Below are 20019 nucleotides of genomic sequence, written 5' to 3' on the forward strand. Positions count from 1 at the left end.
CTCAAATTTATCTTGGCGGTGTAATCACAATACGCTCACCGTCAAATTCCAATGTTGCCCTGTTGTCAATAGCCAAGGCCTCCAAATACTCTTTGGGTACCTGAAGGCGTCCCGCCCGGTCAATGATGACAAAGGCCTCATGGATATCCGGTGCTCCCGCTTCAGATAATCCATGTTCGTCATCCAGGTTCGGATTCCGTTTCACAAACTCGGTGCTCGTCAAGCCATCACGTATTGCTACAATACGGTCCACTTTGCCGGCAAGCGTCAGATCATGGGTAACAATAACGATCGTGACGCCCAGTTCCTTGTTCATTTTGCGAAAAATGTTCATGATCGTATCACAAGTCTCGGAATCGACCGAGCCTGTTGGCTCATCAGCAAGCAGAATCTTGGGACGATTGGAGAGCGAGATGGCTATAGCCACCCGCTGCTGCTCCCCTCCGGATAATTGATGCAGCTTGTTGTGCATCCGATCCTTCAGCCCAACCCATTCCAGCAGCTGCATCGCGTATGCGCGATCACGTTTGCCGCCAAGAATCATGGGTGTTTCCACATTCTCCAGTGCCGTTAGATAAGGCAGCAGGTTACGCCCGTTATTTTGCCAGATAAAGCCTACGGTATGACGTTTGTACTCTACTAGCTGGGCGTCTGTCATTTTCAGCAAATCCCAGTCTCCAACAACCGCAGTACCAGCCGTTGGACGGTCCAGTCCTCCCAGAATGTTGAGCAATGTGGATTTACCGCTACCGCTGTTGCCGATGATCGCCATCATTTCACCTTGATTGACAGTCAGGTTGAGACCTTGAAGGGCAACGACTTCCACATCGCTGGATTTAAAAATTTTCACGAGTCCTTCGCATTGGATCACGTTTACCTCTCCTCTCCCATTTTGACCGCTTGGTGAACCCGCAATCTGCGAATCTGCCACAGCAGCATCGTTGCTCCCACAATCAGCATGACCACCGTTACACCGTACAGCTGCAGCATATCTTGTTGCTCAAATACGATGCGGAACGGGGGTACCTGTGCAGATACATTATCTGTCGTTTGCAGGAATGGCAGGAACAGACGACTGGATACCTGACCGATTCCGATCCCAAGCAAAATGGAAAGACCTGCTGTGAATACTTGTTCCAGGAGCAGCATTCCGCTCAGCTGTGCCCGTGATAATCCCATGGCTCTTAATACACCGAACTGGACAACACGACCTGACAGGTTAAAGAACCAATACAGGATGTACCCAATCAGGGATATGATGACCGAGACCAGGAAGCCCAGACTCAGGATGCCGAACACACCGCCACGCGACGGATGTTTGCCCTGGGATACCAATTCAGTACGTACATCGCGTACGGAGGATAGCTCAATGCCCTCTGCTGCAAGCTTCTCCATTAATGGAGCCACCTTGGCATCAGGTTCCATTTTCAGCCAGACCTCGTACGGAATCAGCGGTACCTGATCATAGATATAGTCCAGATTGGCCACGAAGAATGGCGTCTGGTCCGGATACTGTGCAGGCCAGTATGGGATAATGCCGAAAACCACGAATTCAATAGCCTGGCCCTGAACGCCAATAGAGAGCAAATCTCCAGTTTTGAGCTTGAACTTATCCGCAAATTTGGATGAGATTAACACAGCCCCTTCATACTTGCCTAACAAATCAAGATACTTATATGGATGTGCCGGGAACAGGTCGTTTCGGAACCATGCCACCTTAGCAAAGTCCACATTATCAATCCCGACCAGCATGCCTTGGCCGCCCGATTTGCCGGATACAATGATATTTCCTTTCGTCTGCAGCACTCTCGCTGCATGTTCCACACCGTCCAGTCTGCGAAATACTTCAAATGGAGGTTCGGAGTAAATGACTTTGGATGGTTGTGAGTTTCCACCGCCCCCACCTGGAGCACCTCCACCGCCATTGCCGCCTCCGGCAGCACCACCGCCACCAGAATTTCCGCCACCGTTTCCACCACCTTGCTGTCCTCCGCCTGAACCGCTGTTCTGACCGGAACCACCAGGCTTAACCTCAGGTGTTCCTTCCCATACCGTTTGCATAATGACGTCAGAACCATATCGGTACAACGTACGCTCAGTGGAGTTGAGATCAATGGTCCGAGCTGCAGCCGAGTTGTACACACCAAGCCCGAGTGTCAAAACCAGCAGGATCATCAACGGGTAATACGACGATGATGACCGCGATAGCTGTGTCAGGGTCAAGTAGAGTGGAACCGGCAGGAATTTGCGCCCAATCCACTGAATGAGCTTCAGAATCCATGGGAACAACCGCAGGAAGAACAGACCCAAGGCAAAGATCGCAAGCGCAGGTACAAAGAATAGAAACGGCTGAACCTGCAGCTGATCTGTCGTCATCCCCGTCTGGAACGTCAGCATCTGACGTTCATAGAACAGGTAGTATCCATATCCCGCAAGACCCAGCAGCAGAATATCGAGGAACCAACGCTGCCATACGGGAGCACGATCCGTGCGTGCCTGACGTCGCTTGGCCGAAACAATCGTCGCTCGTGCATAGGTTATTGCCGGAATAAGTGAAGCAATAATGGCTACGAGTACGGCAACAAGGCCCAGCAGGATGGCTTCTTTGGACACACCGATTGGAATCGACTTGCGATCCACGAACGACAGGAACCCACTGGCTGATCCGATGCTTTTGGCCATAAACCAGCCAAGCATTGGACCAATCACGAGCGCGATTGCCCCCAGAAAGATACCCTCCAGCAGGTACAGGGAGAAAATCTGCCGTGCTGAAGCTCCGCGACTTCGCAGTACCGCAATGTCACTTTCCTGCTTCTGCAGGGACTGTCTGGCATTCATTGCAATAAAATAAAATACCATCGCAATCATCGGTGCTGCCAGTGTAAACAGCATTGTCTGCAGCTGCAGACTCTGAGTGCGGAACTGCTTCAACAGATCACCAAAGGTGATATCCACCTTCGTATCCTTGAGCCGCTGGTACAGATCGATATCCAAACGTTCCAGCATGGATGTCAGACCCGGCAGCTGACTGGTTTGAATTTCCTTCAGATCAAACGCATAATACCAACGCGAATTCTGAAGCGGAATTCCTTTTTCCTTCAGCAGCACATCATTGAACACGGACTCATCCACATACAGCCCATTCATCATGCCATCGAATCCCTGAACCCAGTACGGACTATTCAGATCATCTGCCTTGAAGGAACCTGTGATTTTGACACGTAAGGTGATATCAAGCCCGCTGTACACGGGGTATTCCAGAATATCACCGACGTGCAGGTCGTTCCGGTACATGCCTTCCTCCAGCATAACCGCTTCAATAATGTCGTCCTTCACTTGATTGCCTGGCTTCACGCCAGCCGAATAATTCACCTGTGCATCCAGCCCGCTCATCGTTCCGAGCGTCATGCTCCGTACCCGGCTGGCATCCACCTTGGTGGGATCCTCCGGATTCACCTCGGTGCTCCGAATAGATCTGGAATTTACATACGTATGAAATGGAAAACCAATATCGCGAGGCACATCCTCCCGAATATAGCGATCCACTTCTTCTAATCCGCGCGTGTCTGTCTTAACCCCGCCTGGAGCCTGATAACTCATAAGCAACGAACCTGCAGGCAGCCCCTCACTGTTATCCTGCAGGGTCTGTGCCACCACCCGTTTCAGTGCACCGTCGGCATACATCGGTATACTGACAGTAAATGCTACCGCCACAATCAGTCCGATCAGTGTACTGAATGTCATCCAGCGGGTGTTCCACATTTTCCGGAACAACAGTCTGAGCAATGGCAGCCCCATTAGCGGCCCACCACTTTCTGTCCAACCGTCAGACCCTTCAGAATTTCAACATCCGTGGATGTCTGCTGCCCCACTTCAACGTCCACTTCGCGCTTGCTGCCATCACTTTCAACGACCTGCACGTATGTTCTTGAACCGATGGAGCGCAGCGCCGATACAGGAATGACTATGGCATCCTCCGTACGCTGGGTCACAATGGATACTGTCAGAGGGGTTCCGCGTTCCACACCCTTGGGCATTTTCGTCAGGGAGACGATAACATACTGGTCGAGGGTTTCTTTGACTGGCGGGGTGCCACCTTCGCTAGAACCTCCACCGTTTCCACTTCCACTTCCAGCAGCCTCAGCAACAGGCATCACTTTAACTCTGCCGGATACCTTGCCCGCTCCATTGATGTCGACATCCGCCTTCATGCCAGCCGAGAATTTCTCCAGATCTTCCTTGGCAAATGTAGCTGCGACAACCAGATTTGACGTATCCGCGATCGTTGCAATCGGATCATAGGCTTTGACTGCTGCACCTTTCTCCACCTGAACCGCAATAATCGTTCCGCCGAACGGAGCGGTCAGCGTTGCTTTACCTAACTGCTCCTCCAGATCAGCCAGTTCCTGGCGCAATTCTTCAAATGCAATGGTTGCCTCTTCGAACTCCACCGGATCCATCTCATCTCGTTTACGAAGTGTTTCTTTCATTTGTACTTCCGATTTGCGAATCTGCAGCTTTTTGGCCCGAATTTCCTTTTCTACACTCTCCACGTCGAGCTCTGCGAGGAGCTGGCCTTTCTTCACTTTATCCCCCGGTTTCACGTTCAGTTCCTTGATGTGCATACCGTCCAGTGTGAAATACACCTTCTCTTCCCGCTGACTCATCATTTTACCGCTGCCGCTAACCTTTTTTTCCAGCGTTTCTGTCCGGACTTCATATTCCGGCTTTTTGGAAATCGTAGGCGGCGTGATCGGTGGAAGCACTTCTTCCTCTGTTTCTGCCGGCAGCAAAGAGCAGCCTGACATCGTTACAGCCATGATTGCACCAATTACAATCAGCGCTGCACGTTTCCCCCTTTTCGGAGCGGCCTCTTTACTTGATAAATCTGCCGTCCGCCATTTCATAAACATGGTCCGCAACCTCCAAAATCGTAGGATCGTGTGTAGTCATACATATGGTTACTTGTTCTACTTCAATAATATTGCGAAATACGGACATAACCTGTGCTCCCATCTTGGAATCCAGCTCAGCTGTCGGCTCATCCGCAAGCAGCAGTCTGGGTCTATGCGCAATGGCCTTGGCGATCGCCACCCGCTGCTGCTCCCCCCCGGACATCTCGAACGGCCGGTGCTTCACCCGCTTGGACAGTCCGACCAGATCCAGACAATGGCCAACCCGATCCTTCCATTCCGAGCGAGGCACATCTGCCATTCGCAATGACAGCTCTACATTTTCCCATGCTGACAGCAAGGGCATCAGTGCATAGGCCTGAAAAATAAAACCGATTTCCTTGCGCCGCAGAGAGGTCCGCTTCCGGTCACCCCAATCCTGCAAAGGCTGTCCAGAAAACAGTATGTCCCCACTGGAAGGCTGATCCAGTCCGCCCAGCATATTGAGCAGTGTCGTTTTACCCGAGCCTGATCGGCCTTTCAGCATCACCAGCTGCTGCGGGTTGACTTCCATATCGATGCCCTTGAGTACATGGATAATCCGGCTGCCCGTCTGAAAGCTGCGATGTACATTACGAACTTCCAGCACAGGTCCGTCGTACGGAGGCAGCAAGCTGGCTTTTGCCTTGGGCTTGGACTTCGCTTCCGGTTCAGCAGCGGCAACGGCTACCTCATCCTGGATCATTCCATCACCTATGGATTGCGAGTCGGCGGACGGACTGTCGGGGTCACTTATGTATGCCGAGGCTTCCTGCCCGGCGGTATTCTGCTGCTCGGTGTGCCCTTTTGCATGCTTCCCGCCTGACTGGCTTTTGGCAGATTTCATCCTGGATAATAATTTCTTCATGCCAGCAATCACGCTCATCCTTTCTTAACATCATCCCAATCATTTCATTAAGGGTACTAAAATTAGAAATCTATTCCATACTACACTGCATTATAAACGACCGCTCCCAACTAAAAGTTACAAGCTTTTTACAACGTAGCCGGGAAAAAGTTAATATTTTGATGAACAAACGAAAAAAGCACCCCAGAGTGTGGGATGCTTCTTGCCAAATCTATGAATTTGCCTCTATAGCGCCAATCATTACAATTTTGATACTGTTCATAAGTCAAACAGCACAAGATGCACAGATGATATTATTTACCAAATGAAGAAGGATCTTCACGCCAGGATTTGAGCAGCTCGAAATCACTCTCCTGGATGGTTCCCTGAGCCAATGCCACATCCATTAGGGCCGTATAGTTGGAGAGAGTTTGCAGCTGAATGCCGGCTTCTTCAAATGCTTTTACCCCTTTATCCAGCTGATAGCTGAAAATCGCCAGCACGGCGAGCGGTGTTGCCCCTGCTGCACGCACTGCTTCTGCAGCTTTGATTGAGCTGCCTCCTGTAGAAATCAGATCCTCAATAACAACCACCTTTTGGCCTTCGGTAATGATGCCTTCAATCAGGTTTTCCTTACCATGTCCTTTCGCCTTGTCACGAATGTAGGCCATTGGCAGATTCAGCTTCTGAGCTACCCATGCTGCATGCGGAATACCTGCGGTTGCTGTTCCTGCAATGACTTCTGCATCCGGGTACTGCTCACGAATAATGGCAGCGAAGGCTTCGGCAATGTCATTGCGGATCTCTGGATAGGACATCGTCAGACGGTTGTCACAATAGATTGGGGACTTGATTCCCGACGTCCAGGTAAAAGGCTGCTGCGGGCGCAGTGCCACGGCGTTAATCTTTAGAAGTTGGGAAGCAATATGGTTAGGAATTTCGTTCAGTGCGATCATGCGTTCAACATCTCCTTCAAAATGGTTTCTGCTGCTTCTCGTGGATTGGGCGCACCTGTAATCGGTCTGCCTACAACAATGTAGTGGCTGCCTCTGGCGATGGCTTCCCCTGGCGTGAGGACACGTGTCTGGTCACCAAGACCACTGCCAGCCGGGCGAATTCCCGGAGTAACGGTGTGAAAATCACTGCCGCATGCTGCCCGGATTGCCGGCACCTCAAGTGGAGAAGCCACAACGCCATCCAGGCCTGCTTCATGAGCCAGTCCAGCATAACGAACCACTGCCGCTTCCACACTTCCCTCAATGCCAATCTCGCTGTTCATTGTTTCCTGACTGGTGCTCGTGAGCTGGGTAACTGCGATGATTTCCGGCCTGTTCAGAGAAGAATCTGCAGCCAGCGCTGCTTCCGCTCCTTCGCGTGCAGCACGCATCATGCTTGTACCGCCTGCTGCGTGTACGTTGAACATGTCTACACCGAGGCGGGTGATACTCTCGGCACCACCGCGAACAGTATTGGGAATATCATGCATCTTCACATCGAGGAACACCGAATACCCTTTCGCTTTCAGCTCCCGGATAAAGTCCGGACCTGCTGCGTAGAACAGCTGCATTCCTACCTTCAGATAACATGGAATGCCTTCAAGCGCCTGTACCAGTGCCTGCGCTTGTTCTGCATCAGGATAATCGAGTGCGACCATTAAACGGCCAGCCATTTCGTTGAAATCAGGGTGATTCATCCAGTTCGCTCCTTCCACATGCTTGTTTTTTCCGTTTTTGCCCGATATAAAGGACATCCCGTCAGCCCAAGGGCTGACTGATGTCCTTCATCAGAGATTACTTATTCAACAAAGGCCGGCATGGCTTCGGAGGAGAAATTGATCGTTTCCAGCATTCTCAGCAGGGCACGAATCGTATCCAGTGAAGTCATACATACAATGCCGTTCTCTACCGCTTCACGACGAATCCGGAACCCGTCACGCTGCGGTGTTTTACCTTTGGTTAGTGTGTTGAACACGAAGTTCGCTTCTCCGCTGCGGATCATATCGAGGATGTTCGGCGAACCTTCGCTCAGTTTTTTCACCGTCGTTACCGGAATGTTTGCTGCCTCAAGTGCAGCTGCCGTACCTCCGGTAGCCATGATTTTGTAACCGAGTCGGTAGAATCCTTCAAGCAATGGTACCGCTTCTTCTTTGTCTTTATCGGCAACTGTAACCACGATCGCTCCTGTAGCCGGAATTTTCATGCCTGCTCCGATGAGACCTTTGAACAATGCTTTGGCGTAATTCGGGTCACGTCCCATAACTTCGCCTGTCGATTTCATCTCTGGTCCAAGGGTCGGCTCTACACGGCGCAGCTTCGCGAAGGAGAATACCGGTACTTTAACCGAAACATGATCCGTCTCAGGCCACAAACCGTCCACATACCCCAGGTCTTTCAGCTTCACACCCAGGATTGCCTGTGTTGCCAGATTTGCCATTGGAATGTTCGTTACTTTGCTCAGGAAAGGTACTGTACGGGATGAACGCGGGTTCACCTCGATGACATACACTTGGCCATCATGGATAACGAACTGGATGTTGACGAGACCAACTGTTTTGAGTTCTTTTGCAATTTTGATTGTGATCTCGACGATTTTTTCTTTCAAATCCTGGGACAGGTGCTGTGGCGGATATACCGCGATGGAGTCACCGGAGTGCACCCCTGCGCGTTCGATATGTTCCATAATACCTGGAACCAGTACCGTTTCACCATCACAGATGGCGTCTACCTCAACCTCTTTACCCAGCATGTAACGGTCGATCAGTACCGGGTGCTCCGGATTGATTTTAACCGCCTGTTCCATATATGTCAGCAATTCCGCATCGGAGTATACAATCTCCATGGCACGACCGCCGAGTACATAGGAAGGACGAACCAGCACAGGGTAACCCAGGCTTTGTGCCGTCTCTACCGCATCATCCACGGATGTAACTGTTTTACCTTTCGGCTGTGCAATTTCCAAACGGGACAGAAGGCGTTCAAATTTCTTGCGATCCTCTGCCTCATCAATGCTCTCCAGATCCGTTCCGAGTATCGTTACACCTGCATTACGCAGTGGTGCTGCCAAGTTGATGGCTGTTTGACCACCGAATTGTACGATAACCCCTACCGGCTGTTCCTGCTCAATCACGTTCATGACATCCTCGAAGAACAGTGGCTCGAAGTACAGACGATCGGATGTATTGAAGTCTGTGGATACTGTTTCAGGGTTATTGTTGATAATAACCGCTTCATAGCCAGCCTTTTGCAAAGCCCATACTGCGTGTACTGTGGAGTAGTCGAACTCAATCCCTTGACCGATCCGAATTGGACCCGAACCCAGCACTACGACTTTTTTCTTGTCCGAAGGGATAACTTCATTCTCCGTTTCGTACGTCGAGTAGTAGTATGGTGTTGTTGCTTCAAACTCTGCTGCACATGTATCAACCATTTTGTAAACCGGGCGAAGGTTCTCCTGGTCACGACGCGCTCTAACCTCTGCTTCCGTTGTCAGTGTGCTTCCAGGTTGACCTTGAGCACGCAGTTCAGCAATTGCACGGTCCGTGAATCCAAGACGCTTCGCTTGATACAGCGTTTCGGAAGACAGCTCGGATTCCTCGCGGATACGATCCTCGAAGCCGACCAGACCTTCAATTTTGTCCAGGAACCACCAGTCAATCTTCGTCAGATCCTGCAGTTGTTGTAATGTATAACCTCTGCGGAATGCTTCAGCCACCAGGAACATGCGCTCATCATCGGCTTTGACCAGACGTTCGTTAAGCGTAGCTTCGTCCAGAGTTTCTGCATCTTTCAAGTACAGACGGTGCACACCGATCTCGAGTGAGCGAACTGCCTTGTGAATCGACTCTTCAAAGGTACGGCCGATAGCCATAACCTCGCCGGTTGCTTTCATTTGTGTACCCAGCTTGCGGTTCGCGGAAGTGAACTTGTCGAACGGCCAGCGAGGGATTTTGCTCACGATATAATCCAGTGTTGGCTCAAAGCAAGCATAGGTTTGGCCTGTTACCGGGTTGACAATCTCATCAAGCGTATAACCCATGGCGATTTTGGCAGCCATTTTTGCAATCGGATAACCGGTTGCTTTGGAAGCCAGCGCCGAGGAGCGGCTTACCCGCGGATTCACTTCGATAACATAGTACTGGAAGCTGTGCGGATCCAGGGCGAACTGTACGTTACATCCACCTTCAATGTTAAGGGCGCGAATGATTTTCAGGGATGCTGAACGCAGCATCTGATATTCACGGTCAGACAGCGTCTGGCTTGGGGCCACAACGATACTGTCACCTGTGTGAACGCCGACCGGATCGAAGTTTTCCATGTTGCAGACTACGATACAGTTATCGTTTTTGTCACGCATAACTTCGTACTCGACTTCTTTCATGCCTGCAATACTCTTCTCGACCAGACATTGCCCAATCGGGCTGTAGCGAAGTCCCGCTGCGACGGTCTCGCGCAGTTCTTCTTCATTCGCACAGATCCCGCCGCCTGTTCCGCCGAGCGTATAAGCTGGACGTACGATAATCGGATAACCAATCTCTCCTGCAAACTCAAGGGATTCTTCAAGTGTCGTTACGATAACACTTTCTGGTACAGGCTGTTCCAGTTCACGCATCAGATCACGGAACAGGTCACGATCTTCCGCTTTCTCGATGGATGTCAGCTGTGTTCCGAGCAATTTCACATTTTCACGTTCCAGGACACCGGCACGAGCCAGTTCCACGGCCATGTTCAAACCGGTTTGACCGCCAAGCGTAGGCAGCAATCCGTCTGGGCGTTCCTGACGAATGATTTGAGTGACGAAATCAAGTGTAATTGGCTCGATGTAGACTTTGTCAGCCATGTTGGTATCGGTCATGATGGTTGCCGGGTTGCTGTTAATGAGTACAACTTCCACGCCTTCTTCTTTCAGTGCCTGGCAAGCCTGTGTACCGGCATAGTCGAACTCGGCCGCTTGACCGATGACGATTGGACCGGAACCAATCACCAGGATTTTTTTGAGGTCTTTGTTAATCGGCATGTTATTGCGCTCCTTTCACTGCGGCTGCCAATACGGCTTGACGCGGCTTTTGCGGGTTAGTGATTTTGTGCTCACGAATCATTTCGATGAAACGGTCGAACAGATAGCTGTTATCATAAGGACCTGGCGCTGCTTCCGGGTGGTATTGTACCGAAAACGCTGGGAATGTTTTATGTTTCAGACCTTCAATGGTCTTGTCATTATTATTGATGTGTGTAACTTCCAATTCAGTGTTTTTCACTGACTCTTCGTTAACCGTGTAACCGTGATTCTGGGATGTGATGAAGCAGCGTCCGCTCTCCAGTTCTTTGACTGGGTGATTACCACCGCGGTGTCCGAACTTAAGCTTCTCTGTATCCGCGCCCGCTGCCAGTGCAAAGAGTTGATGACCGAGGCAAATACCGAAGATCGGATACTCGCCAAGCAGTTCACTGATCATTTTAACGGCATGCGGTACATCTTTTGGATCCCCAGGACCGTTGGACAGCTGAATTCCGTCCGGGTTAAGACGGCGAATCTCTTCGGCAGTTACATCATGCGGCACGACAACAACGTCACAGTTGCGCTTGCTCAGTTCACGCAGAATTCCTGTTTTTGCACCGTAGTCTACAAGAACGATACGCTCAGCCGTTCCCGGGCTGTTGTACACATGCTGCGTAGACGTCAGAGGTACCTGGTTGCGCAGCTCGGCGATGCTTGTGTCTCCCATCATCTCCAGCAGCTCTTCCACAGGCTTCGATCCTGTTGTGAGAATTCCCTTCATTGTGCCGTGATGACGAATCCGGCGAGTCAACATGCGTGTATCAATTTCGCTGATGCCAACGATGCCGTACTCTTTCAGCAGATCATCCAGGCTGTATTCAGCGCGCCAGTTGCTCGGTACAGTCTCATGACGGCGAACTACGAAACCATGTACGAATGGACGGATGGACTCGAAGTCGTCACGTGTAATGCCGTAGTTACCGATCAGCGGATACGTCATGGTTACGATTTGACCGCAATAAGAAGGATCCGAAAGCACCTCTTGATAGCCTGTAATTCCCGTATTAAAAACGACCTCACCTGTTGTTTCACCTTCAGCACCGAACGCTTTCCCGGTGAACAGTGTGCCGTCTTCCAACAATAATCTTGCCTGTGCCTGCATCCCATTTCACTCCTCTGTGTTTATCAACGTTGAATGCATTTCGTTGAACGTGGGGTGCACGTCACGGTAGCGGTGACTTCGTGGACAGAAAGCCCTTCGATCGCTGTTATCCCCAGATTACTCTTTATCCATTTTTTAAATGGATGTAATCCGGGGATAAAGGCGAACGCTTCGCTTCTTCGGGTCTTTTCTGTCCACTGCGTGTGCTACTGTGGCTCCCAAGTTCAAAAGCATGACATTCAATGTTGCTTGTTTCGTATGTTTACACTTTCGGCATAAGCAGCCTCAAGTTCGTTGTAAGATTTGTTAAAATAAAGAGTTAATCATTCATCTGTTTACTGATTTACTGTTGTACCGTGTTATCCCATACGCTCTTGCCATCCACCCACGTCTGTACCGGCCAGCCTTTCAGCTTCCAGCCTGTAAACGGTGTGTTTCTTCCTTTGGTAGCAAACGTCGCAGGGTCAACTGCCTGTTCCTGATTCAAATCAATCATGGTCAAGTCTGCAGGTGCTCCCTCTTCCATCCTGCCTGTATCCAGTCGGAATACCCGTGCCGGATCGGATGTCATGCGTTTAACCAGGAAGTCCAGGCTCCAAATTCCTGTTTCTACAAACTTGGTGTACAGCAGCGGGAAAGCTGTTTCGAATCCAACGATTCCGAATGGTGCCAGTTCCATGCCTTTGGCTTTCTCCTCTTCACTATGCGGCGCATGATCCGTTACGATCATATCCAGCGTTCCGTCCTGCAAGCCTTCAATGCAAGCCTGCACATCACGCGGTGAGCGAAGTGGCGGGTTCATTTTCCAGTTGGCATCCATGCCCGGGATGTCCTCGTCGGACAGAACCAGATGATGCGGACACACCTCAGCCGTAACCTTGATGCCGATCGATTTGGCCAGACGAATCAGGCGAACGGATTGTTCCGTACTTACGTGGCAGACATGGTAGTGCACCCCTGTTGCTTCCGCAAGAAGGATATCACGGCCAACGTGAATCGCTTCGGATTCATTCGGAATGCCTTTGATACCATGGCGCTTGGAGAATTCTCCTTCAGTCACGTATCCACCTACAACCAGAGAGTCGTCTTCGCAGTGAGCGATGACTGGCATATCCATGCTTGCCGCGAGGCTCATGGCGTCTTTCATCATCTGCGCATTCTGCACGCCTACGCCGTCATCCGTGAATCCGATGGCGCCTGCTTCTTTCAAAGCCGCAAAATCAGTCAGTTCGCGACCAAGCTCGTTTTTGGTAATGGCCGCATACGGCAGAACTTTTACCAAATCAGCTTCCTTGGCTTTATTCAGAACCAGCTTTACTACATCCGGACTATCGGTTACGGGTCTTGTGTTTGGCATGCAGGCGATTGTTGTAAAACCACCTTGGGCCGCTGACTTGGCACCTGTCTCGATGGTCTCTTTGTGTTCGAAACCAGGTTCACGTAAATGCACGTGCATGTCGATCAAGCCCGGAATTACCAATTTGCCTGAAGCATCCGTAACGCTGTGCGCAGATTGTTCTGCTTGCAGGACCGCTTCGTCTTCCACACCGACGATCTTTTGGATCTTGCCTTCATTTATCATGATCGTTTTCCGTTCGAGTTCCCCTTGAGCATTCAAAACATTCGCATTTTTAATAATCTGTAGCATAATTGCCCTCCGCTTCGGTTCTCACCCGGATTCCAAGAGGATCCGAATGATTTGGATTAATCGTTTACTTTACCGTTCTATAGAAGATCCGCCCTGTCAGCCTATGACCCATAGCCAGACCCTGTTACAGCTTTAATGCGCGTTCCATGACCGCCATGCGAATCGGAACTCCGTTCGCCATCTGCGGGAAAATTCGCGATGCTGTACTCTCTACAACCGCGTCGTCAATTTCAACGTTCCGGTTAACAGGAGCCGGGTGCATGATAATGGTGTTTGGATTCAGGCGTGCCGCCCGTTCTTCCGTCAATCCGTAGTGTTCCCGATAATCCTCTGCCGAGGTAATGAGACCATGCTTGTGGCGTTCCAGTTGAACCCGCAGCATCATGACTACATCCGCATTCAGTGCTTCATCCAGACCTACATAAGGAGCGTGCTCTGCCAGTTCCGGTGCTTGCATCGTTTGCGGAGCACAGAAGCGTACATCTGCTCCGAACTTTTGCAGCGCCCACAGGTTCGAGCGTGCAACCCGGCTGTGCATGATGTCACCAATGATCGATACACGCAAGCCTTTCAGCTCACCAAAGGCTTTTCGCATAGTGTACAGGTCCAGCAATGCCTGGGTAGGATGTTCGTTATTTCCATCTCCCGCATTGACCAGTGGAACATTCACCTTCTGTGCCAGCTGCTGCAGAACACCTGCTGGTTTCAGCCGAATGACTCCTGCATCAATGCCCATGGATTCAAGTGTTCGTACTGTATCATAGATGGACTCGCCCTTCTCTACACTTGAAGCTGCTGCGGTGAAGTTCAGTACTTGTGCACCCAGTCGTTTCTCAGCCATCTCGAATGAGAAGCGAGTACGCGTACTGTTCTCGAAGAACATGTTGGCTACAAAGCGTGATTCAAGTACAGGTACCAATTTATCCTTCTGAGCTTCCCAGTGGGCTGCTCTGTTCAGAATCGCTTCAATCTCACTGCGACTAAGTTCTTTCAGTCCAAGCAAGCTCCGGTCCTTCAATGCTGTCTGTGTAATCATCATGCTTGCTCCCCCCGGTTCTGAATGATTTTGACTTCGTCCTGTCCGTCCGTTTCCATCAGTGCCACTTCAATCTCCTCTGATTTGGAAGTCGGCACGTTTTTGCCGATAAAATCAGGTCTGATCGGAAGTTCCCGGTGTCCGCGATCCGCGAGTACGGCCAGCTGAATGTTCTGCGGTCTTCCACAGTCCATCAGGGCATCCATCGCTGCACGAATGGTACGACCGGTATAAAGCACATCATCGAACAAAATCACTTTCTTGTCATGAATCGAAAGTGATTCAGGTGTCATCGTCAACAGTTCCTTGCGATTCGCTTTGTTCTCGTCCAAGCGGTCATCGCGATAAGGAGTTACATCCAGTTCTCCCCAGGGGACTTTGGCGCCTTCGATTTCTTCAATCTTCGCGGCGATCCGTTCTGCGAGATAAACGCCCCGCGTACGGATACCGACCAGCACACAACCGTCGATTCCTTTGTTTTTTTCCAAAATCTCATGGGCAATCCGTGTTAATGCGCGGCGGATCGCCGTTTCATCCATAATGACATGTGTTTCTGTGCTCATGCGTTCAGCCTCCTCAGGATTTCCCTCCAGATCATGGCCCCGTGACAGGAGAACAAAAAAGACTCCTTGCCGTGTTTATTGGCAAGGAGTCTCCGAACTTCAGACCGCTCTGAAGAAAGTTTACTCTCGGGATGCACCGTTATATTGCCGCAGCAAAAAACGATGTATCGTTCACGTTACCTTGCCAGTCTCACGGGACTGATTTAAAGGTGCTATTCATGTCGAACATACTGAAGTGCCTCACAGGGCGCTATTGATCAATATGCTCGTTTATCTTCATGAATTATGACAGAAAGACAACCCCCTGTCAACACCTCACCTTAGCAGGCGAACTCCCCTGCTGTATTCCCTTTAGAATCAACAGGTCGGCTGAAAAACATCCATGCACATCACATTTCATTCATTACTCATAATTATACAATATTTCTGTATATTTATCCATAGGTATTTGCAAACTTGAATCGATCCAATATAACCCTTCTGTTTTATAGCTGCTTATATTACAGGAAATATCGATTATTTACGCAAAAACGGGGTAAACAACTTTAATGCAAGCCCCTTCACATTCCGTACATAGGAACCGATATACATAAAGATTTGTATCTTCCTGAGATGGGAATGATATAAAACCTGGAATTCGATTTGAATTAGGAGGACATCATGCGTAACATATGGCAAATTTACAAAACGGACTGGCTTCACATTTTAAAAGTACCCACCGGCATATTCTTAATTGTAGCCATTATTTTACTGCCCGGGGTGTATGACTGGGTCAACGTTAAATCGGTGTGGGACCCGTACAGTAACACTCAAGGAATCAAAATCGCGGTGACCACGGAGGATCAGGGAGCAACCGTCGCTGGAACGACGGTTAATATAGGAGACGAATTAGTGACCAGCCTGAAGCAGAATCATAAGCTGGGTTGGACATTTGTGGATCAGACGAAGGCCAGCCGTGGTGTGCAGACGGGTGAGTATTATGCAAGTCTGCTTATCCCAAGTGACTTTTCATCCAAAATCACCGGTATTGTCGATGGGAAACTGGAACGTCCTGAAGTCGTCTATACCGTGAATGAGAAAGTCAATGCCATCGCTCCCAAAATCACGGGATCAGGCGTCTCTTCTATTACAACGCAAATTAATGAAAGTTTTACCGAAGCGGTCAGCGAGGCCGTATTAACCAAATTAAAAGAAGCTGGTGTGGAGATCGATGCACAGCTACCTACCCTGCGCAAGATGGAAAATGGAATCTTTACCTTGGAAAAGAATCTGCCTGCCATACAGTCTGCGGGACAAAAAGTGCTGGAAGTCGAAAAGGCAATGCCGGAAATCGTCAAAGAAGCCCAAAAGATTGTTGAAGTCGAGAAACGATTGCCTGAAATTAATGAAGCGGCACAGTATATCCTTAAGGTTCAACAATACTGGCCACAGATTATGAATGCTTCTGCTGAGGTGCTAGCCATACAGGAGCGAATTCCGGATATTCGAAAAGCAGTCGAACGTATCCAAGAAGTGGACGAACATTTTGGTGAAGTATCCGGTGTCATTGATACAGCTTTAACCAAAACGGATAAGGCTCTTACTATCGTAACCGCTGCTCAAGATAAACTCGTCACTGTCTCAGGCATCACCGAAAAAGGAGTAGAACTCACTGAAGGCATGAATCGTTTCGTGGATGCCAGTGAAGAAGCATTTCAGACCATCGGACCCGTGATCCGGCAAAATCTATTGCTGGTGCAGCAGATTGCAAGTGCTGGCGGAGAACTGTTTGATCGACTTCAAGGTACGGACCTTAGCGCACTCCCTACAGCAGACGAACTGGACCGCATAGCTGTTCGGCTTGCCGTTGCCGTAAAATTGGTTGACGGTATGGCGGACCTATTGGGCAAGATGGACAATCTTCTTCCAAACCATCCGTTAGCCGATAAAATCACCAGATTGAATACCCTATCAGACAAGTTACAGCTGCAAATGAAGCTTGCTGGTATCATCAGCGATGCATTACGTCGCAATACCACTCCACCAGCTGATATTGTTGCTCAGCTGAGCACGTTATCAGAGGAGATCAACAGCGGTGTGAACCAAATCCTTGGAGCGTATGATGCTGAAATTGAGCCTGCTCTTACTACCGGAGCAGATAAACTAAGATCTATTCTCTCGGCATCAGCAGATACATTACAAGGTGCCCAAGACAAATTACCGGATGTAGCGGACATCCTGTCAGCTACCAAGGAAGGAATTACTTTTGGACAGACGGAATTAAGAAAAATCCAAAGCGATCTGCCCCAAATACAGAACAAGATTCATGAAATCGCCCAGACATTGCAAAGTAAAAGTGAAGCTTTCATTCAGGCACTGAACACCGTAGCGCCTTTCATTCAGAATGACCTGCCCAAAGTCGGGTCAAAGCTGAACGAAGCAGCCGATTTTGTCCGCAACGATCTGCCTCAGGCGGAAAAGCAGATTGGCAGAGCATCCGACTTTGTACAACATCAATTGCCAGAGGTTGAAAAAGGCGTGCACCGCGTTGCCACACTTGTGCGAGAGGACCTGCCGGACCTGGAAAGTGCCATCAGCAAGGCGGCAGATAAACTCAGAGAGGTCGAAGGCAATAATCAATTTGCCGAACTTGCCAAACTGCTGCGCGGGGATATTGAGGAAGAGAGTGCCTTTCTTGCGAGTCCCGTTCAGATCAAGGAAAATCAATTGTACCCGATTCCTAACTACGGATCGGCCATGTCGCCATTCTACGGCGTACTGTCCCTGTGGGTCGGCTCCACGCTCCTGATTTCCCTGCTTCGGGCTGAGGCAGAAAATCCGGAAGGCAAGTTCCGAGGGTACCAATTGTACCTTGGACGTTTGGGTACGTTCCTGACTATAGGGTTGCTTCAGGCGGTGTGCGTAACGGTGGGAGATATGCTGATTCTCGGAACATATGTGGCAGATAAAATATGGTTTGTCCTGTTTGCCATGTTGGTAAGCGCCGTGTTTGTCACCATTACTTACACCCTGTTGTCCGTCTTCGGAAACATTGGAAAAGGAATTGCGATTATATTCATGGTGTTTCAGTTCTCAAGCTCGGGAGGAACCTTCCCAATCAGCATGACGTCTCCCTTCTTCCAGGCATTGAACCCGTTTATGCCCTTCACGTATGCGATCAGCCTACTTCGTGAATCCGTGGGTGGCATTTTGTGGCAGACTGCTCTAATGGATATTCTATGGCTGTGTATATTTATAGCACTTAGTCTTATTCTGGCACTGGTGCTGAAACGTCCGCTTAGCAGTCTCACCAAGCGTTCAGCCGAGAATGCAAAGAAGACCAAAATCATCGCCTGATTCAACTGAAAGAACCCCCTGCATCGTGCTGCAGACGGTTTTTGCTTTGCCCAGGATTCACCCATTGAATTACACATTGAATTCAAAGAAAGAGAGACAAGCCGAGTGGATATCATATCCATATTGCTTGCCTCTCTTTTACTATTCGCATCAATTCGCAGTCTGAGCCTGCTGCAATTGTTCGTATGACTGTTTGATCGTGGTCAGTGTTTCTACATGACGGTAGATATTATTCGATGCCATCACCAGTACGCTAATTAAAAGTAATCCGAGCACTATTTTTTTGCCGATCCCTGGACGAAGACCAATCACCCACCCTCCACCGAGCAGGAAAAAAGCAAACAGATAGTGACCAGCATACAGGTACATATCATATTGGAACACAGCCAGCCCGAATCCAACTACGATATGCAGCAGAAATGCAAACAAAATATAGGGTGCAAGAGTCCACACTTCCCGTTCACGAATTCCCTTGATGAACCCAATCAGCGCCAGCAGCAAAATCAAGATACCGACAAGCTGAACATGAATCGGGTTGGAGCGGGACAAATCCGTTACAAAAGCGACCAGCCCCGGATCCAGCAAATGAACTTTGGGAGAAAGCATCGGATTAATCGTCAGCAGAGTCAGTGCCTTCCAATGCGCTGCAAACTGGAAAGGCGTAGCATAGCTGGTACCTCCATTCTGAATTCCGAGCAGCCAATTGCTAACCCAGCTTCTTCCCCCAAATGCGATATACTGAATACCTGTCAATACGATAATGAAGGCGACCGCCAGTGCCATGATTCCAATATACTTTTTCCACGAGGAAGCCTTACGCCAGGTACGCCAATTGAAAAACATAGCAGCAGCCAAAGGAACAATGTTCGTTGAGGTCAGTCCAAAATTAATCGTTGCAATCAGGGCATTTGGTACATAGCGCACTTCATCCCGTTCACGTGTATATTGCAAATAAAGAACGGACCACAGGATAAAGAACTGCACATACGGATAAGAATCCGGAATAAGTGCTGTAAACATCAAATATGAACTGAATCCGAACAGCACCGCGAAGAGCAGTGGTACTGCGATCTGTCTATCCTTTTGGTTGAGAAAAATAAAGACCAGCACTACAGATCCGGCATTGATCAGGGATTGCAGAATGAGGAAGAACCAATTCCCTCCCAGCAACTGCGATACTGCACCAAGCGTGACGACAAGAAATGATATTAACGGATGAATAACCGAAGAACTGTTGGCCCCATAGTACATGGACGGATCAAAGTTAAATAAATTCAGTGGAAAATGTTGTGTATTAAACGGGGTATATGCTACAAGTACCTGTGACTGATCCGCCATGTACAGAACATAAGGCACGTTCATCAGAGCGTAAAAAAGAGCAAATCCCGCGAACAGGCATAGTGCCGTCCAATTCGTTTTGCGATCATACCATATGTAGTCCAGAAATTTCATGCATTCACATCCAATATGTCATTTTTCAAAATTCGCTGTACACTTCCTA

General features: G+C 49.5%; 13 protein-coding genes. 1 reads left to right on the forward strand and 12 read right to left on the reverse strand.

All coding sequences use genetic code 11. The annotated features are described in order from the left end of the window. Nucleotides 1-7: 7 nt before the first annotated feature. The 11 genes from GUA98_RS16570 to pyrR all read right to left on the reverse strand — a co-directional run bounded on the left by GUA98_RS16570 (nucleotide 8) and on the right by pyrR (nucleotide 15182). Nucleotides 8-871, reverse strand: coding sequence for an ABC transporter ATP-binding protein (locus GUA98_RS16570; RefSeq protein ID WP_127537808.1), 864 nt, complete (start codon nucleotides 869-871; stop codon nucleotides 8-10). 2 nt (nucleotides 872-873) lie between these two features. Continuing rightward, nucleotides 874-3798 (reverse strand): ABC transporter permease, encoded by a 2925-nt coding sequence (locus tag GUA98_RS16575; RefSeq protein ID WP_193723810.1) that lies wholly within the window; start codon nucleotides 3796-3798, stop codon nucleotides 874-876. Next, nucleotides 3798-4913 carry an efflux RND transporter periplasmic adaptor subunit gene (locus GUA98_RS16580; protein WP_193723811.1) on the reverse strand — a complete coding sequence of 372 codons (1116 nt, stop codon included), beginning with the start codon at nucleotides 4911-4913 and terminating at the stop codon, nucleotides 3798-3800. Before GUA98_RS16580 ends, GUA98_RS16575 begins: the two co-directional genes overlap by 1 nt. Beyond that, nucleotides 4876-5778 (reverse strand): ABC transporter ATP-binding protein, encoded by a 903-nt coding sequence (locus GUA98_RS16585; RefSeq protein ID WP_227779724.1) that lies wholly within the window; start codon nucleotides 5776-5778, stop codon nucleotides 4876-4878. The genes GUA98_RS16580 and GUA98_RS16585 overlap by 38 nt, the downstream gene beginning before the upstream one ends. A 314-nt stretch (nucleotides 5779-6092) precedes the next feature. Continuing rightward, on the reverse strand, nucleotides 6093-6734 hold the full coding sequence (gene pyrE / locus GUA98_RS16590) for an orotate phosphoribosyltransferase (protein WP_110821230.1): 642 nt from the start codon (nucleotides 6732-6734) through the stop codon (nucleotides 6093-6095). Continuing rightward, nucleotides 6731-7471 (reverse strand): orotidine-5'-phosphate decarboxylase, encoded by a 741-nt coding sequence (gene pyrF / locus GUA98_RS16595; RefSeq protein WP_321573893.1) that lies wholly within the window; start codon nucleotides 7469-7471, stop codon nucleotides 6731-6733. The genes pyrE and pyrF overlap by 4 nt, the downstream gene beginning before the upstream one ends. A 101-nt stretch (nucleotides 7472-7572) precedes the next feature. Then, nucleotides 7573-10791, reverse strand: a complete 3219-nt coding sequence (carB, locus tag GUA98_RS16600) for a carbamoyl-phosphate synthase large subunit (protein ID WP_193723812.1) — start codon at nucleotides 10789-10791, stop codon at nucleotides 7573-7575. A 1-nt stretch (nucleotide 10792) separates the two neighbouring features. Next, a complete protein-coding gene (carA, locus tag GUA98_RS16605) occupies nucleotides 10793-11935 on the reverse strand; it encodes a glutamine-hydrolyzing carbamoyl-phosphate synthase small subunit (protein WP_095359436.1) in 1143 nt (380 codons plus the stop codon). A gap of 343 nt (nucleotides 11936-12278) precedes the next feature. After that, complete coding sequence (locus GUA98_RS16610) at nucleotides 12279-13583, reverse strand: dihydroorotase (RefSeq protein ID WP_193723813.1); 1305 nt, start codon at nucleotides 13581-13583, stop codon at nucleotides 12279-12281. Between the two features lie 124 nt (nucleotides 13584-13707). Further along, the gene (locus GUA98_RS16615) at nucleotides 13708-14619 is read right to left on the reverse strand and encodes an aspartate carbamoyltransferase catalytic subunit (RefSeq protein WP_371859958.1); all 912 of its coding nucleotides are present in this window, start codon (nucleotides 14617-14619) and stop codon (nucleotides 13708-13710) included. Beyond that, nucleotides 14619-15182 (reverse strand): bifunctional pyr operon transcriptional regulator/uracil phosphoribosyltransferase PyrR, encoded by a 564-nt coding sequence (gene pyrR / locus GUA98_RS16620; protein ID WP_095290017.1) that lies wholly within the window; start codon nucleotides 15180-15182, stop codon nucleotides 14619-14621. Before pyrR ends, GUA98_RS16615 begins: the two co-directional genes overlap by 1 nt. A 660-nt stretch (nucleotides 15183-15842) precedes the next feature. Between pyrR and GUA98_RS16625 the strand changes: the two genes are divergently transcribed. After that, nucleotides 15843-18518 (forward strand): YhgE/Pip domain-containing protein, encoded by a 2676-nt coding sequence (locus GUA98_RS16625; protein WP_193723814.1) that lies wholly within the window; start codon nucleotides 15843-15845, stop codon nucleotides 18516-18518. 150 nt (nucleotides 18519-18668) lie between these two features. Here the strand turns inward: GUA98_RS16625 and GUA98_RS16630 are convergent, their stop codons facing one another. Then, the gene (locus tag GUA98_RS16630; protein WP_193723815.1) at nucleotides 18669-19970 is read right to left on the reverse strand and encodes a DUF6080 domain-containing protein; all 1302 of its coding nucleotides are present in this window, start codon (nucleotides 19968-19970) and stop codon (nucleotides 18669-18671) included. Nucleotides 19971-20019: the final 49 nt, after the last annotated feature.

Source organism: Paenibacillus sp. P13VS, from assembly GCF_015143645.1.
Taxonomy (GTDB): Bacteria; Bacillota; Bacilli; order Paenibacillales; family Paenibacillaceae; genus Paenibacillus; species Paenibacillus xylanilyticus_A.